This is a genomic window from Niveispirillum fermenti, from assembly GCF_052474395.1.
Map to the genome: position 1 here is coordinate 527,688 of NZ_CP156679.1, position 16,429 is coordinate 544,116.

At 66.6% G+C, this 16,429-nt stretch carries 11 protein-coding genes; 2 read left to right on the plus strand and 9 right to left on the minus strand.

Annotation, left to right across the window (positions count from 1 at the left end):
* Window positions 1-462: 462 nt before the first annotated feature.
* A complete protein-coding gene (locus tag ABC728_RS06645; protein WP_445376390.1) occupies window positions 463-828 on the plus strand; it encodes an NUDIX hydrolase in 366 nt (121 codons plus the stop codon).
* An 87-nt stretch (window positions 829-915) separates the two neighbouring features.
* Here ABC728_RS06645 and ABC728_RS06650 read toward each other — a convergent pair whose 3' ends face one another.
* The 7 genes from ABC728_RS06650 to ABC728_RS06680 all read right to left on the minus strand — a co-directional run bounded on the left by ABC728_RS06650 (window position 916) and on the right by ABC728_RS06680 (window position 14,510).
* Complete coding sequence (locus ABC728_RS06650; protein WP_445376391.1) at window positions 916-6,744, minus strand: SDR family NAD(P)-dependent oxidoreductase; 5,829 nt, start codon at window positions 6,742-6,744, stop codon at window positions 916-918.
* Between the two features lie 94 nt (window positions 6,745-6,838).
* Complete coding sequence (locus ABC728_RS06655) at window positions 6,839-7,393, minus strand: hypothetical protein (protein ID WP_416617659.1); 555 nt, start codon at window positions 7,391-7,393, stop codon at window positions 6,839-6,841.
* 53 nt (window positions 7,394-7,446) lie between these two features.
* A complete protein-coding gene (locus ABC728_RS06660) occupies window positions 7,447-8,271 on the minus strand; it encodes a hypothetical protein (protein ID WP_416617660.1) in 825 nt (274 codons plus the stop codon).
* A gap of 666 nt (window positions 8,272-8,937) precedes the next feature.
* The gene (locus ABC728_RS06665) at window positions 8,938-10,242 is read right to left on the minus strand and encodes an amidase (protein ID WP_416617661.1); all 1,305 of its coding nucleotides are present in this window, start codon (window positions 10,240-10,242) and stop codon (window positions 8,938-8,940) included.
* Window positions 10,243-10,339: 97 nt separating this feature from the next.
* Window positions 10,340-11,746, minus strand: coding sequence for a phenylacetate--CoA ligase family protein (locus tag ABC728_RS06670; RefSeq protein ID WP_416617662.1), 1,407 nt, complete (start codon window positions 11,744-11,746; stop codon window positions 10,340-10,342).
* A gap of 24 nt (window positions 11,747-11,770) precedes the next feature.
* Window positions 11,771-13,141: an MmgE/PrpD family protein gene (locus ABC728_RS06675; protein ID WP_416617663.1), complete on the minus strand. Its 1,371-nt coding sequence runs from the start codon at window positions 13,139-13,141 to the stop codon at window positions 11,771-11,773.
* Window position 13,142: 1 nt separating this feature from the next.
* Window positions 13,143-14,510 carry an MmgE/PrpD family protein gene (locus ABC728_RS06680; RefSeq protein WP_416617664.1) on the minus strand — a complete coding sequence of 456 codons (1,368 nt, stop codon included), beginning with the start codon at window positions 14,508-14,510 and terminating at the stop codon, window positions 13,143-13,145.
* Window positions 14,511-14,704: 194 nt separating this feature from the next.
* On the opposite strand from ABC728_RS06680, the gene ABC728_RS06685 reads away from it, so the two are divergent.
* Window positions 14,705-15,427, plus strand: a complete 723-nt coding sequence (locus ABC728_RS06685) for a GntR family transcriptional regulator (protein WP_416617665.1) — start codon at window positions 14,705-14,707, stop codon at window positions 15,425-15,427.
* Between the two features lie 25 nt (window positions 15,428-15,452).
* On the opposite strand, the gene ABC728_RS06690 is transcribed toward ABC728_RS06685, so the two are convergent.
* Both ABC728_RS06690 and ABC728_RS06695 read right to left on the minus strand, forming a co-directional pair.
* The gene (locus ABC728_RS06690) at window positions 15,453-15,656 is read right to left on the minus strand and encodes a hypothetical protein (RefSeq protein ID WP_445376392.1); all 204 of its coding nucleotides are present in this window, start codon (window positions 15,654-15,656) and stop codon (window positions 15,453-15,455) included.
* A gap of 13 nt (window positions 15,657-15,669) precedes the next feature.
* Complete coding sequence (locus ABC728_RS06695; protein WP_445376393.1) at window positions 15,670-16,299, minus strand: helix-turn-helix domain-containing protein; 630 nt, start codon at window positions 16,297-16,299, stop codon at window positions 15,670-15,672.
* Between the last annotated feature and the right edge of the window lie 130 nt (window positions 16,300-16,429).

Genomic DNA, 16,429 nt, shown 5'->3' on the forward strand with positions numbered 1-16,429 from the left:
ATGCCTCCTGGGATCTTTCCCGTTCGGAGCTGCCCGGCGCGGGAGTGCGGACGGGCGCCAAAGTCACGACAGGGAAGGACCAGCGGTAGCCGGAAGATAGCCCAGTAGCAAAGTCGACCCGCCAAAGGTGGTCCATGGCACGCCGAATGGCAAGCATCTGGTTGTGACATATCAGGCATGGCTGGAATGTGCTGACGTTTTTTGCTTTTCGCCAAGCTTGTGATGACAGGGGATGGACCTGAAGGAAGGAGCGCGGCGGAAGGCTCTGTGACGGACCATCGGGTCGGGTTCCACCCACAGAACGGGCTCGGCCGGGAACATTTCTGCTCCCCCGCTGTTCTTCCTGATTGCGATCCCCCCTGCCATCCCCCCAATGCCCGGAGGCCCCGACCCTTGTCCAAGCGCCGACGAAAGCAATGTGCCGCCGTGCCATTCCGGATCGCGGCGAAGGGTACCCAGGTCATGCTCGTCACGTCGCGTGAGACGCGGCGCTGGATTCTGCCGAAAGGCTGGATCAAGAAGAAGCTGACCCCGGACGCCATGGCCGCCAGGGAAGCGTTCGAGGAGGCCGGCGTTCTTGGCCGGATCGCTTCCTGCCCCATCGGTGATTATCATTATCTGAAGCGCATGCCTGATGGTGCTGCCATCGAATGCGATGTGGCTGTCTATCTGCTGGAAGTGACGCGCGTGCTGGATACCTGGCCGGAGATGGACCAGCGGGAGCGGCGCTGGATGCGCATCGATGATGCGGCTGCGCTGATCAGCGACGGCGAACTGGTGCCGCTGCTGCGCCGGCTGGCACAGGTGCCCTATCCGGCTGCCCTGTAAAACAAGGGAGCCTGTAAAACAAGGGAGGTCGTATCCGGCCGGCTCCCGGCGCTGCGGCGGGATGATTTTCGATCACCGGGGTCAAACCTATCCCATCGCCGCCTTTCCATCGTCGGTGACGGCGATGGCGACGCCGGTCAGTGTGCCGGCCGGGGCCTCGGTCACGATCAGGGACAGCACCTCCACCCCGGCGGCACGCAGGATGACGGCGCCCGCCATTGGCGTGACATCAAGGGTCAGGGGTGTGTTCCAGTCCCGGCCCGCCTTTTTTATCGCTTCCCGGCCCATCCAGACCCGCGTTGCTGCAACCTCCAGCGCTTCGTCCCTTTCATGGGCGATTTGCCGGGCCAGGTCGAAGCCCTGATGTCCCAGCAGGTCGCGCCACATGGCGGGTTCCCGGACGGATACCGTCTGAACATCGCATCCGACGGGGACCCGGCCGGACACCGCCATCCGCCATGGTCCGTCATGGGCGATCGAAAGGTGCCTGTCGGGCTGCAAGGGCTCCGGCCGCCCGTCAGGCCGGCGCCCGATGGCGCCCGCCGTTACAGCATCTGGTGCCCCGGCGCCGGCCGTGATCCGGGCCGACAGGAAGGCATCGGGCCGGCGCTCGGCCGCCAGACGCTCCAGCAGCGCCACGGCGAGCGGCAGGGCAGCCAGGTCGGACGTTTCCACCGCACTGATCGCCTTGTAGGAAAGGCGGGACCATCGCTCGACCGGCTGGCCATGGGCATCGGTGATCACCAGATCGAAGACGCAGACATCGCCGATCGTCTGGATTTCCTGTGCCCACAGGCTCCAGGGGCCGCTGCCCGGTTTGAGAACACCGATATCGATGCGTTCCACCATCACGGGGATCATGATCCTGTGGGGGATGCAGGCCTGTACGGCATGCAGTGCGGCGTCACGGACGCCCGGGTCCCCGATCAGGCCGCCCGGCGGCACCCGGTCCGAAAACCACGATCCCACGGGAATATCGGCCAGAAGACACCGGCAGTGACGCGCGTTGACGGCGTGATAGGCGGCGATACGGCGAAACCGCCCCGTCTGGAACAGCAGATGATCATACATCGCCGCCTCGGTCCGGCCCGGCAGGATAGCGGCAGCGACGGGAGGAGGGGGAGCTTCGTCATCGGCCGGCCGGGCGTCCAGCCGGCACCGCGCCTCCACATGGTTGATCTGGTAGCGGGTGGTCGAGCAGCGGACGGCAAGGGTGACGGTGCCGGCCCCGTCGGCCAGCCCGACCAGCCGAAGGGTCAGGGGATTGTCGGCCGCCGGCACGATGATGGCCTTGTTGAAGCGCACGGCCTCGAAAACCAGCCGGGCGTCGGCGCGATCCATCAGGGTGGTGGCCGTCTCGGCCAGGGCCTCCAGGATCATGACGGCCGGCAGGACGCGCTCTCCCGATATACGGTGATCTTCCAGATAGGGGTCGGTATCGATGGTCAGGTCGCTGTCCGCAACGATCTCCACCTTGGGGTAGAAGACCCGGACCCTTTCCAGGAACCGTCGCTGCCGCCCCGATGCCGGCGTCGGTGTCCGGCCATATCGGCCGGCGATGACGAGACGGACCGGCAGGTCCGCCATCTCCACCGACTGCATGAACGCCTTGATGCCGGCATCGATGGTGATCGGCGTGATACCCTGGCTGGTCAGCGCCTCCACCCGGCCGAGACGCTGGCCCATGCCCGTTCCCGACCAGAGCGACCATTCCAGTGCCCGGCAACGGCAGCCCGGCAGCGCGCGCTGCTGATCTTCGGTCATGCGGCTCAGCCATTCATTGGCGAAGGCGTAATCCGCCTCGCCATGCAGGCCGATCCGGCCGATGATCGAACTGAAGGTGACCAGCAGCTTCAGTGCGTGCCGGTCGACCTGCGCGAGGAGATGTCGCAGGCCGGCGATCTTGGGTGCCAGTGTCGCGGCCATATGCTCGTCGCTCAATCCTTCCACCGAACGGGGCGCGTTCTGTCCGGCGCCATGGATGATGCCGGTTACCGGCGCCCCGAGTTCCCCCGTGCCCCCGGCGATGGCGGCGGCGACGGCAGCCGGATCGGTGACATCGGCCACCTGATAGGAGACGCGGATTCCGGCGCCGCGGATGCGGGCCAGGTTGGCGGCGAGCTCGGCCGACCCATCCACCGTCGACCGGCCAAGCAGCAGCAGCCCGCAGCCGGTGTCACGCGCCAGTTGGTATCCGCATTCCGCGCTGATGCCCTTGCCGCCGCCGGAGACCAGAAGCACGTCGGCCGGCCCCAGGGGCGGCGACCGGCCGGCCGTTTCTGGCTGGATGATTTCCAGCGCCTCCATTTCCCGATGGCCGGCCCGGTCGATGAAGATTTCGCGGAAACCGTCTCCCATCTCCATGACGTCGCGGATGATCAGTTCGGCCAGCCGGCCCGCCCCCGCATCCGCCGCCGTGATGACCAGGGTGGGGATATGGGGGTTCTCCGCATGGAACGAACGGGCGAATCCGCCGCCGGACGGACCATCCTGGACGACGACCAGCATGGCGGGGTGCTTCGCGTTGCGCGTTTGCCGGGCACAGCGATGGGCCGCCGTCAAGAGAAGCGGGCCGGCCGTCTCCTCCTCTGCGCCCGCCAGCCAGACGACAACCCCGTTTCCGCCCGCCGTTTCCGAGAGCCGGCCGGTCAGGTCGGCCAGCCCGCTGGGAACGGTCCCGACAAGGCTCCAGGTGCCGGGCGGGCGGGCGGGAGCGCCGGCCGGGTCCGGTGCCGGATGCCGGACAGGCTTGAAGAAACGGACCCAGTCATCCAGCCCGGCCGGGACGGTGTCCCCGTCCTCTGCGCCGGGGTTCCCGTCCCGGGCCGACAGCGTTTCGACGAACGCGACGATCTCATCCAGGCTGGAATTGACGAAGCGGGTCGGATCGGCGGTGGCCGGAAGGCCGAGGGAGGCCGTGAAATGTGCGAGGATTTCCCCCACCTTGATGGAATTGAGATGCAGATCCGACAGAAGCCGGCTCGTGCCCTGAATCGTCCAGACCGGCAGCCCGGCCGAGGTGGAAACGATCTGCCGCAACCGATCCAAGGTCCCTCCCGATGATGGGCCATCCAAGGCGGGTGCGGGGGCTGCCGTACCATCCGGGGCATCATCGTCCGGCCCGGATGGCGCCATGTCCTGGGTCAAGACCTCCTCGCAGGGGTTCTTCAGCAGGTCGGGGACCCAGTACCAGTTGATCCGGCGGTGGAACCGGTCGGCGGCCAGCTTCCCCACCTCCCTGGCCCGATCAAGGACAAAGGCCGCGCCGACCGCACCCAGGAAGGGCGCGATCAATTCACCGCCCACATCCAGGGACAATACCGGAATATCCGTGGTCGCCCGGCCCAGGGCGGCGAAGACATCGCCCGGCCCCACCTCGATCAGCAAATCGACGCGGTCCGCCACCTGCTGCACGGCGGCGGCGAACGCCACGGGCTGAACGATCTGCGCCTGGAGATGCGCGGCGATGTCCGTGTCGGCCGGCAGCAGGCCGGCGGTGACCGTGGAGATGACGGGGCGCAGCAGGGGAATTTGCGGCAGTGCGGCCAGCTCCGGCCGCAGCCGTTCCGCCACCCCCGCCATCGCCGGCGTATGAAAGGCCTGGCGCAGGCGCAGACGCTTTGCCGGCACGCCGGCATGCGCCAGCCGGTCGGCCAGCGCCTCCACCGCCGGTCCTTTGCCGGCAATCACGGTTTGCGCGGGGGTGTTGATGTTGGAGATATGCAGTCCGGGTTCGCCCGCCAGCAGGGCCGCCACCCTGTCGTGACCGGCGGCGATGGCCAGCATCGCCCCGTCGGCGCCGGGATCGGTCGCCATCAGACGCCCACGGGTCCGGGCGAGCCGCAGCAGCGCATCCGCGTCCATCCCGTCCGCCCAATGCAGGGCGACCAGCTCGCCAAGGCTGTGCCCGACGGCGACATCCCCGTCGATCCCCAGCCAGCGCAGCAGACGCAGGCCGGCCAGGGAAGCGGTGACGATCGCCGGCTGGGCGAAGTCCGTGTCGGTTCCGGCCGGCAGGGCCGCCAGGTCCGACCGGGCATAGGTCTGGCGTACAGCCTCGAACCGATGCCATTGCGCGTCATAGCCGCGCCGGGCCGGCGCCGCCTGCCCGGAGAAGATCAGGCCGATCCGGCCCGTGACATTCTGGCCGGCGGCGAAAATGCCCTCGCGCGGGTCGATGACCCTGCCGTCATCGTCCCACTGTGTCAGCTTGTCATGAAGCAGGCGCAACTTGCGCGCCATTTCGGCCGGTGTGCCGGCGACAATCGCGGCTTTCCAGGGGGCCCAGGACGTGCGCGTGGCGCGCCGGATGGTTTCAATGCCAAGATCGGTCAGTTCGGCACGGGAGAGGTTGCCGGCCATCTCGGCCAGGTGATTGACGGTCCAGGCGAGATCGCGCAGCCGGAAGGCCGCGAACAGGAACAGTTCTGCATCCTGGGCGCCGTTGAACCGTTCCAGGTCGGTTTCGCCCAGCGGCGGCGTGCCCGTTGCCGCCGCCGGCATGTCCGATGACGGCAGTGCCTCCTCCAGGGTGATGTGGGTGTTGATCCCCCCGAACCCCATGGCGCTGACGCTTGCCCGCCGGGGCGTGGCGGTCCCGTACCACGGGACCGGATGCCGGATCACCCGCAGGCCTGCCGCCGCGCCATCGAGCAATGGATGCGGCCGCTGGCAGGCAGTCAGAGGCGGTAGGACCCGTTCGGAAAGGCATGCCACCGCGCGCAGCAATCCCGCCAGGCCGGCGGCGGCCTTGGTATGGCCGATATTCGCCTTGACCGAGCTGATCACCGCCGGAACCGGGGTGGCACCGGATCGAAGGCGGGTGTCAATGATCGCCTGAAGCTCGGCTGCGTCGCCCACCTTCGTGCCTGTGCCATGACCCTCGAAATAGCCGACCGACGCCGCATCATATCCGGCGCGGGTATAACAGCGCTCCAGCGCCAGGGCCTGGCCCGCGGATTCCGGGCGGGTGAGGCCACCCTTGCCGTCGGAGGAAACGCCCCAGCCCCGGATCACGGCATGAACCCGATCGCACAGGCCCATGGCGTCATCCAGGCGCATGAGCGCCACGAAGCCGCAGCCCTCCCCCGGCCAGAAACCTTCCGACCTTTCCTCATAGACCCGCATTTCCGTCCGGGCCAGGGCGGCCGTCCGGGAGAAGCCGATCAATTCGAACGGATCGATGCTGAGATCGACGCCGCCGGCCAGGACCATGTCGGCATCCCCGGCCGCCAGGGCGGAACAGGCATCCGCCACGGCCAGCAGGGACGAGGCGCAGGCCCCATCGACCGTATAGCCGCCGCCATGGAAATCGAAATAGTTGCATATGCGGCCGGCGATGGTGTTGGCCAGGCCGCCGGCCAGGGAATCCTCGTTGGGGACGGGGAAGGATTGCTTGTAATCGGCCTCTATCTCCCGCAGAAGCTGGCGGCGCGCCGCCTCGTCCCCGTCCGGGACCAGCCGGTCCAGATGACGGGCCAGCACGCCCCGCACATAGGGCCAGCGCAACCGCATCAGTCCGGCGCGGGAGAATTCACCCGTCAGGGTGTTGCCGACGATGACGCGGACACGATCCCCGGAAAGTCCGGGTGCCCCCTCGCGGAAGGAGATGCCGGTCAGCGTTTCCTGCGCGACGGTCAGCGCCAGCCAATGGGTGAGGTCCGTGACCTCATAACTTGACCGGGGAACCTTGAAACGGTCCCGGTCGAACCGGAACCCCCGCAGCAGCGATGCCTGACGGGTATAGGCCTTGTCCCGTGACCGGCCCGTTTCGTCGAAATACCAGGATGAAAGCCGCGTTCCCGGAATGGCGCGGAAGGACCGTCGCTGTGCCAGGGAATTTTCAAGGAACTGTGCAACATTGTTCGCATCCGGATAGCGGCATGCCATCCCGACCACCGCGATTGAGCAGCTCATGTTCCCGGCCGTTCTCGCTTCAACGGAAATGCTGTGGCAGATGGCGGGATGGCCGCGCCCCGAAGAGGCGGCCATCCCGCCGGTCAGCCGGTGATCAGGATGAAATCATGTTCACGCTGACCGGGTTCGACGGTGCGTTGCCCACCGGGCTGCTGGTGGAGACCATGATCGGCGAAAGCGCCTTGGCCGGAGCGGAAACCCAGGAGTAGGACTGGTTCTGGGCATTGAACGCCATCTGACGCGACATCAGCGTTCCCTGATAGAAGAACGCCTTCTGCCCGGCCGGGCAGTTGCAGGTGATGGAGGTGGTTGTCGTCGTCGTCCATTGCTCGGTGATGGACAGGGCGAAGGAAAAGGTCGTCTTCTCCGTGACGATCTCGGCATTCACACCGACTTCCTCGGAGATGCTGAAGGTCTCATTGGCGCTGAAGGTGAAGCCCGTGGAGACCGACAGGGAATAAGAGCTGTCCGCCTTCGAGTTGGAATTGTCCATCGTGGTCAGAAGCGACAGGTTCGGGGCGAACAGAATGACCGAGATGGCCTGGTTGTTCGCCGCGATCCCCTGGATGCCGGAGTTGAACGTATCGACATTCAACGGCGGCATGGTTTCGAAGATCGTCAGCGTTGTGGAGGGCGGGCCGAAAGGCATCTTGAAACTCCTGTTAACGATGGTGGTGAATGCCAAAGCTGCAACGGGCCGGATCAGTTCGGCGGGCAGGTCATGGGCGTCAGCCCGAACTGGGTGCAGACGGCGTTGTAGTCGCGGCAGAGGATGGAGCCGTCCTCATAGGTGACGCTCCAGGATTCCACCGTCAGCGTGGTCGGGTGCGTATCGCCGCCATCCTTCGATTTCCGCTTGTAATCGGAGATCGTCAGCGTCCAGCCGACATAGAGCACGCCGATCGCATCGGCATAGCCCGTCGACGTATTGTAGTTCTCCACCAGCATGATGGTGCGGCTGGCGGTGTTGTTGTAATCGGACAGCTGGGCATCGTTGAGCGGCTGGATGACATTCGTCAGGATGGCCTTCATCGTCGTCTGATCAAGGCCGTTGATCAGGGTGGCCGAGGCGGTCGTGCAGACATTGACGAACAGATCCTGGATCGCCTGGGCGTTCGGATAGTTGCCGCTGGTCGCCTGCGGCGCCTGATAGACGCCCGTGAACTGGTTCTGGGGGACGCCGCTGAGCAGCCACTTGAAGTGGTCGGGATAGGCGATGACTTCCAGATAGTTATTGAAGCCTTCCGCCTGCGTGCCCGGCTCCCAGTTCGCGGTGGCAGCCTGGACCAGGGCGGAGTTGTTCGACCCCGCCAGGGCCTTCAACGCCATCCCGGACGACGCGGTCAGATCGGACGATTTGGCGAGGATGCCGAAGGACTGGACACTGCCATTGGGCAGTTGGGAATCCACATTCGCCACATAACCGGCGAGGTTCGCGTCGGTCAATTGCTGGCAGCTCAGGCCGACATTCTGAAGCTGTCCCTTGAGCACCTGCGGGGTGAACTGCGAGGGCGATGTCTGCGCCAAGCTGACCTTGACTCCTTTGGGCGGTCCAAACGGCATGATGCTCTCCTCAAGGCAATGGGGTGGAACAGTCCGGCTCCGAACGGGGCGTGGGAGCGACCCTGATTGGGTGGCATTAAAATTGATGAAATCACTTAATAAGGCAATAGGTCATATAACTTTAACTTATAAAAAGAATCGTATTTCAATGAATGAAACTTCATGGGATGATTTTGTTCGGACAAAATCCCAATAAGATATTTTAGGCTAATTTAAACAATTAAATTAGCGTCGACCCGAGGAAAGGCCGAACGGTGTCGGGGGGAATGGTGGGTGCCAGATGAACCGTTCCCGCGCCGGAGTGGCGGGGGGCGAAGGTTCGTTTGGCGGCGGGTCAGGCATCTATCCCTGCACGCTCCGACGTCCGGCCGAAGACAGGCATCAGGCTTGCGCTGACAAGGGTGGTGATGGCGGCGCAGAGGATCACACCGCCGACGGTGGCCCCATGGCGATGGCCGCTTGCAAAATCGAGGACAGCAGTGCCCCGGGACTTTCGGCATGGTCGGGTGGCGGCCCACGGCGGTGCCGGCATTGTTCACCCGGGCAAGACAATGGTCTTGGTCAATTTCGTGGCGCAGATGTTCAAGGCCGACGCCGATGCCCGGCTTATTGCCGGCATCCGGGCCTGTCTCACTCCAGTGCCGCCGCGACGGCCAGCACGATGGCGGCATCGCGGCCGATCACCTGGACAGACAGGGGCAGCCCTTCGGGTGAAAGACCGGCTGGCACGGCGATGGCCGGGCAGCCGATGAAATCGGCCAGTGCCGTGAAATCGGCTTGATTGGCCGGCACCGGGTCGGTGAAGGGAAAGGCCGTCTGGGGGGCCGTGGGCAGCAGCACGGCATCGACCCGATCCAGCCAGGCCAATCCGCCCAGCTTGATCTCGTCCAACCCCTGATAGGCGGCGGCCACTCTGGTGGCCGGCTGCTTCCCACCCCAGCGCAGCAGGCTCAGGAACCCGGCGGAGAAACCTTCCTCGCTTTCAGCCAGTTGGGCGGCGTGGGCATTCAGCCCCTCCACCTCCGACACGAGCAGACCCATGCGGCGGGCCTGGCCGGGCTGATAGGATTGCATGTCGGCGTCGCTGGAGACCATACCCAGGTCGAGCAAGGCGGCAGCGGCATTGTCCCGTGCTGCCCAGATAGGGGCCGGGGCCTCCACGCGGGCGCGCCAGTCCGGAACCGCGAGCGTCAGGCCCGCCAGCGAAGCGACCGGCTCCACCGGTCCCGCGCCGGCATGGGTGGCGACAAGGGCACAATCTGCAACGCTGTGCCCATGCACCCCCACATGGTCCAGCGTGGTGGAAAGCGGGATCACCCCCTCCAGGCTGATGGCGCGGCGGGCGGGCTTGTAGCCGGCCAGGCCGCAATAAGCGCTGGGGATGCGCACCGATCCCATCGTGTCGGACCCCAATGCCGCCGCAGCCAGTCCGGCCGCCACGGCTGCCGCCGACCCGCCGCTGGACCCGCCGGCGGTATAGCCGGCTTTCAACGGATTTTCGGTGCGGCCGAACCAGACATTGTCCGTCGTTGCCCCCAGCGCGCCCTCATGCATGTTGACCGTGCCCAGGATGATGGCCCCGGCCGCACGCAGGCGGGCCACGCAGTCGGCATCCGTTACCGCCACCCGGTCACGATAGGCACCGATACCGGCATGCCAGAAGGCCCCGCCGATGGCGATGTTGGCCTTCACGGCAATGGGAACACCATCCATGGCCGACAGGGGCCGCCCCGCCGCCCAGCGCGCCGCCGAGGCCGCCGCCGCCGCCAGCGCCGGTTCGGCCAGTACCTGGGTATAGGCGCGGACCCGCCCGTCCAGCGCCGCGATACGGTCCAGGTAGAGGCGGGTGACGGCGACCGGATCGGTTGTACCGTCACGGTAAAGGGCGGCCAGACCAGCGGCACCGGCGGAATGAAGCATGTGGGCGTCGGTCATGGCTCTGGCTTTCGCGGGGGGAGGCACTCTGGTGAAGGCGCCAGCCTGACGGCCATGTCTGCGGCGGGGAGACCGTCGGGCATGGCCGGGCGTCGTCCTACTTCTTGAACCGCTCGTCGATCAGGCGGATCGGCTTCTGCCGCACGTCGATCTGGGTCAGGCCGGCCGTGGCGCGATGATCCACCAGTTCCACACCCACCTCGATCCCGATCTTCTGCTTCAGCACGGCGCGGCAGCGCTCCGCCACGCTCTGGCGGTCGCCGGCACCGGCGTTGGTTTCGGCCACGACGATGAACTCGTCACGCCCGGCGGCGTCGCGCACGGCCTTGCAGATATATTCGCCGGCGACACCTTCCACGCCGTTCAGCATCGGGCCGATGGCCTGGGGGAAAATGTTGATGCCGCGGATCTTGACCATATTGTCCGACCGGCCAAGGAAGCCCTCGATCCGCTTGAACTCCACCCCGATGCCGGACTTGCCGGGGCGGACCTGGGTCACGTCATGGGTGTTGAAGCGGATGATGGGGTGGATATCGTCCTTGTAGATACAGGTGACGATCATGTCGCCGAGCCCGCCATCGGGGACCGGCGCGCCGGTATCGATATCGCAGACTTCCAGATACTGGGCGTCTTCCATCACATAAAGACCGTCGCGGTCCGGGCCTTCACCGGCGATGCAGCCGGTATCACCCACGCCATACCAGTCGAAACATTCCGCCCCGCCCCAGGCGGCAGACAGGCCCGCCTTGTCCTCCTTGCCCAGATGGCCGGAGATCATGCGGATGTTCAGGTCGCGGACGGGATCGATCCCGTTCTCCCGCGCCACCTCGGCCAGCTTCTTGATGTAGTCGGAGAAGCCGACGATGACCGTCGCGCCGAACTCCTTCATCAACTGCACCTGCTGGATGGAGCGGGTTTCCACGCCCGTGCCGGCCGACATGAAGATCGACGAGGTCCAGTGCAGCACGCTTTCGCGCACGTAATGGCCTCCATTGATCATGCCATGGCCATAGACGGAATGGACCACATCATCCGGGCGCAGCCCCTGGAACCGGTAGAGGCGGCCCAGCAGCAGGTTCTGGGCCTCGCGCCCCTTGGCGCCGAACAGCAGAACCTGCGGCTTGCCCGTGGTGCCGCTGGTGGTATGGAACACGACAGGCGGCCGCTCCCCGGCCGGGTAGCTGGAAAAGGCGGAGAAATCGCCAAAGGGCGGCGCCAGTTCCAGGCTGGCCATGATGTCCGACTTGTCGAAAGCCGGCAGGCGGGGCAGGTCGGCGATGGAGCGGATATCGCCCTTTTCGATCCCGGCCTTGCCCCACAGGCGCTGATAGAAGGGCGTGGCCCAGGCGCGGGCAACACAGCGCATGAACAGGCGGTTCTGATGCGCCGTCAGCTCATCCCGGCTGGTCTTCGTGGCGAAGCGCACGAAATCGTCACCGATCGGGTGGTCCTTCTGCAAGGCATCCCAATCCACGGCATTGAAATAGGTCTTGTGCCCGTCCATAGGGTCCCTGTCTCCCTGTTGTGCTCAGCCCGGCAGGCCGCCGGCACGGCGCAGCAACGCCGCCATGTCGTCCTGGCTGTCGAGCGTGTCAATGGCCTGGATCAGCGGGTCGGCCAGATGGCACATCCCGGCGAAATCCAGGCAGGCGCGGAATTTCCGCAGATGCTGTTCACGGGTCAGCGGCGTGACCGGGCTGCCCAACTGGCTGTCGACGCGCGCCACCACGCGGCGACCGTCGGACAGGACCGCTTCGGCCAGGGCCGGGGTGAAGGCGGCGGGGTCGGGATTGTTGTCGGCAACCACCCTGATCCTGCCGCCCAGCGCATGCAGCACCGGGTCGGACAGCCGGCCGGACGTGAAATCCGCCAGGCTCACGGTGCCGCGCGTCAGCACCACGGCGCCCAGCCAGGCGAAGCAGAGCCGGGCATAGTTCGCCGTCATGGCCGCCGGATAGGCCGGCAGCGGCCGCCCCACCAGCCGGTGGATCAATGGCGGGGCCGTATAGGTCAGGCTTTCCAGGTTGGCGGGCGACACACCATGGTCGCGCATCAGGGCCTGGGTGGCGACGATGGCGCCATGGGCGGCGCGGCCCGTGGGGAAAGGCTTGTGGCTGACCTCCGCGATGCGCCAATCCTGCCCCAGCCGGTCCAGCAGCGGCGCCAGCGCGCTGCCCGTCTCGAACAGGGACAGATAACCGAAGGGGCCATCGATGCTGCCCTGTGTGCCGGGAACGCCGGCCATGGCAAGGTCCAGCGCCATCAGGCTGGCCTGCGCGGCATGCGCCACCTGAAGGGGCAGGCCGGGCTTGCCTTCCACATGGGCCTGCATGGTGCCGGACGCAAAGGCCAGCGCATGGCCGAAGGCGCTGACCGTCGTGGCCAGGTCCAGCCGGCGCAGCCGCGCCATGGCCGCCACGCAGCCGAAGATGCCGGCCGTGGCGGGACGGAAGAATTTCAGCGGTGTCGTGGCCGCCAGGCCCAGCGTGGCGGCGATATCGACGCCGGCGGCCATCGCCGCCCCGAATTCCGCGCCATTCACACGTGCGGTATGCCGCGCCGTATCGGCCATCAGGGCCGACAGAATGGTGGCCAGCGGATGCACGACCGCCGCTTCATGCACACAGTCGAATTCCTGCGCATGGATCTGGAAGCCGTTGATGAAGGCGGCCTGCGGACCGGAACAGCGAATGGCGCGGCCCAGGATGGGGGCCGGTCCGGTACTGCCCCAGCCCAGCGCCGCTGCCGTCGTCTCTTCGGCAAAGGGTGCCCTGGCCCCGGCGATGCCCACGCCCAGCGTATCCAGCAGGAAGATGCGGGCCGCCTCGCGGGCCGGCTCCGGCAATGTCACCCACTCAACAGACAGCGCATGCTGCGCCAGCCTTTCCGAAGCCGTCATCTCAAACCTTCCCCGGCATGATCCGCGTCGGCCAGGACCGCGGGATCGTTCCGCCATCGGCCAGCGCCAGACATTCTTCCACCAACCGCTCCACCGCCATCGCATCCATGCCGGCGGCGTGCATCAGGCTGCGCGCCTTGCCGACGGCACGGTCGTGCGGCAGCGGGTTTTCCGGATCGCCCAGCGCGTCGGGCTGTTCGCGGACCAGAAGGGTGCCGTCGGACAGCGTGATGGACAGGCGGGCGCCGAAATGGTCCGGATACGCGCCGGCGTAGGGTTCCGCCGTCACAACCTTCACCCGCGACCGCAGGGCGGTCACCTCCGCATCGGCAATCATGGCCGGGTCGAAGGCGGACAGGGGCGGGGGGCCACCCAGCAGGGTGACGGCAACCGCATGCTGCAGGGAGAATTTGGCCTCGATCACGCTTTTCGGCGCCGGCCGGTCGCAAAAGCGCAGGGCGTCGGCATAGGTCTCGATGGCCACGCCCTTCACTTCCGCCACCTCCAGCCGGTCGCGGTCCACCTGGTCCAGCAGGGCCAGGGCCGCGTCGATCACGGGATGGGCATGGCGACAGGCGGGCCAGGGTTTCAGGCTGACATCGGCCAGACACCAGGTCTCCGGGGCCGCGCCAGCCAGCAGGGCCGAAGGGTCGGCCCCGGCGGCCGTGGCTGCGAACAATCCCTCGCCCCCTTCAAGGATGCGGGCCGGACCCCGCAGCCCGGCCTGAGCCAGCCTTGCCGCCAGCAGGCCATCACCGGCGGCCTGGGCGTTGTGGACTTGCTTGGCATTGGACAGTGGATCATTGCGGGTTTCCCACAGCCCACCGGTCCGGGTGACGGCCAGCGCCATGGCCTGGGCCAGCGCGTCGCCCCGCAGGTCGAGGATGGAGGCGGCCGCCACCGCGGCCCCCATCGTGCCGCAACTGGCTGTCGTGTGCCAGACGCTGTAATGGGCATCGCCCAGCGCACGGCCCAGCCGGATCATCGCCTCGTACCCGCGGACGATGGCGTCCAGCAGCCGGTCACCGTCCGCCCCCTCCGCCTGGGCCAGTGCCAGGGCGGCGGGAATGACGACGGGACCGGGATGCAGGCGCGCCCGCTTGTCCACATCGTCCATCTCATAAATATTGCCCAGCGCGCCATTGTACCGCGCCGCCGCTTCCGCCCCGACGGTGCCGGCATGGCCGATCGCGGTGCAGCCGCCCGACCCGTCCGACAGGAAGACATGTGCCAGCGCCTGTGCCACGGGCGTGGCGACGCCGATCACGGCGCATCCCGCCCAATCCAGCAGGTGCAACGCCGCCTGACGGCGCATACCCGCCGTCACGGGGCGGGAAAGATGGTCAGCCAATTGTGCGACGAGGGGCATGGCACTTCCATTTGTCCGGACATAATGTTTGTACCATGGTGTTTTTCCGGGGGGAAGGGTGCTGAACGATGCGCCGCAAAAAAACACCGCAATTCGGATAAATCCGGCAGCGGGCTTGACGGGCATGGCCACCCCATGGCCTTGATCCGCCATGCCCGCCCCGGAACGGGCGGAAAAGAAAGGACAGGGCGGACTTGGCTATCGGCACGGCACCCCGTTATCAACAGATCGCCCAGATGCTTCGGGCGGCCATTGCAAACGGCACCTACAAGGTGGGCGACCTGCTGCCGACCGAACAGGAATTGTGCGAGATTCACGGGATTTCCCGCCATACGGCCCGCGATGCCTTGCGCCTGCTGTCCGATGCGGGTCTGGTCACGCGCAAGCGGCGGGCCGGCACCATCGTGGCGGCCCCGGCGGAACCGGTGCTGTTTGTGCAGCCCCTGGGTGGCTTCCAGGACCTGCTGCAATATGCCCGCGACGCCCGCTTGACCATCATGTCCTATGGCCCTGCGCCGGAGAACGGGCTTGCCCATGAACTGGGGTTGAAGCCGGCCGACTGGTGGGAACTGCGCGGCCAACGCGGCACGGGCACCAAGACGGTCGGGCTGACCCGCGTTCTGGTCCGGGCCGACTGCGCGCCGTCCAAGGCGGAGATCGAGGCAAGGCCCACCATCGCCGATGCCATCGAGGCGCGGTATGGGATCGCCGCCGCCCGGATCGATCAGCAGATCAGTGCCATGGTACTGGACGCGATGCTGGCCCCTTTGCTGGGCAGTGAGGCCGGGGTCGCCGCCTTGCGCACCCGTCGCCTTTACCATGATGCCAAAGGTGTTCTGTTCCTGGCCAGCGAAAGTGCCCATCCCGCCGACCGTTTCGTCTATTCGCAAAGCTTCACGCGCGAACGGGCGGAGTGAGCAAAGGCCCGCCCCGCCCCCGTCATCAATGTTCGACGCGGCGTTCCAGGGTCCAGTCCCAACGCGGCGCCGGCATCTGTTCGACCGGATCGGGCGCGATCCCGCCCTTCCAGTCTGCGTAGGCGCCGCCGATCTCCCGCGCGGTCTGCTTCAGGTCGGGAAGATAGCGGTCGGCGAAGACCTGTTCCGTCACCGCCTTGTCCATGAACCGCATGCCGACGACGCCCAACAGGTTCGTTCCGCTATAGACCGGAACGGCTGCACTCGAACTCGCCCCGGTACTGGCGGATCGTGATGGCGTAGCCGGCCTTGCGGATATTGGTCAGGATCTTCTCGATCATGTCGCGCTGGCGGCCCGCCCCCTCCATCTCCCCACCGGAGCCGAGGGCGATGTCCAGCAGGGCCGCACGCTGCGGAGCGGGGCTGTAGGCAAGATAGGTGCGGCCCGCGGCACTGTTCAGCAGCGGCACGCGCACGCCGGCATTGTAGCGCTCCAGCGCCAGGGGGCTGGTCTTGTCCGTCGTGTGGCGCACCAGCATATGGTTGCCCTGATTGGTGCAGATCGACACCGGCCAGACCAGCTTCTGGCCAAGCTGGGCCAGAAGCGGCTGCGCCACCTCGCCGATCCAGGCCTCGTCGTCATAGCCGTCCGACAGGCCGCGCACCAGCACCGTCAGCCGGTAGCGGTCGTCCGATCCGTCGCGCACGGCATAGCCGGCCGAACAAAGGGTCTCCAATACCCGATAGGCCGTCGTCCGCGGCAGGTCGATGGCGTTGGCGACATCCGTCACCGTCACGCCGTTGCGGCTGTTCAGCACCTGCAGAACATCCAGCACGCGGAGCATTGCCCTGACGGGCTTCACCTTGTCCATCCCGAACCTCCAGACACGACAACCATGCGCCAACCGCATGGATCATGACAATAATCTGTAACTCTAACCGCAGAATATGCGCGTATGTCCACCTGTCGGATAGAAGGGGTGGATGGCGGTGCCGTCGCAC

Bases quoted from the DNA above. Each gene is read 5' to 3' on its own strand.
- ABC728_RS06665 (WP_416617661.1), bottom strand. From the start codon at position 10,242: ATGACCGACGCCCACATGCTTCATTCCGCCGGTGCCGCTGGTCTGGCC.
- ABC728_RS06655 (WP_416617659.1), bottom strand. From the start codon at position 7,393: ATGCCTTTCGGCCCGCCCTCCACAACGCTGACGATCTTCGAAACCATG.
- ABC728_RS06645 (WP_445376390.1), top strand. From the start codon at position 463: ATGCTCGTCACGTCGCGTGAGACGCGGCGCTGGATTCTGCCGAAAGGC.
- ABC728_RS06670 (WP_416617662.1), bottom strand. From the start codon at position 11,746: ATGGACGGGCACAAGACCTATTTCAATGCCGTGGATTGGGATGCCTTG.
- ABC728_RS06650 (WP_445376391.1), bottom strand. From the start codon at position 6,744: ATGAGCTGCTCAATCGCGGTGGTCGGGATGGCATGCCGCTATCCGGAT.
- ABC728_RS06695 (WP_445376393.1), bottom strand. From the start codon at position 16,299: ATGGACAAGGTGAAGCCCGTCAGGGCAATGCTCCGCGTGCTGGATGTT.
- ABC728_RS06675 (WP_416617663.1), bottom strand. From the start codon at position 13,141: ATGACGGCTTCGGAAAGGCTGGCGCAGCATGCGCTGTCTGTTGAGTGG.
- ABC728_RS06680 (WP_416617664.1), bottom strand. From the start codon at position 14,510: ATGCCCCTCGTCGCACAATTGGCTGACCATCTTTCCCGCCCCGTGACG.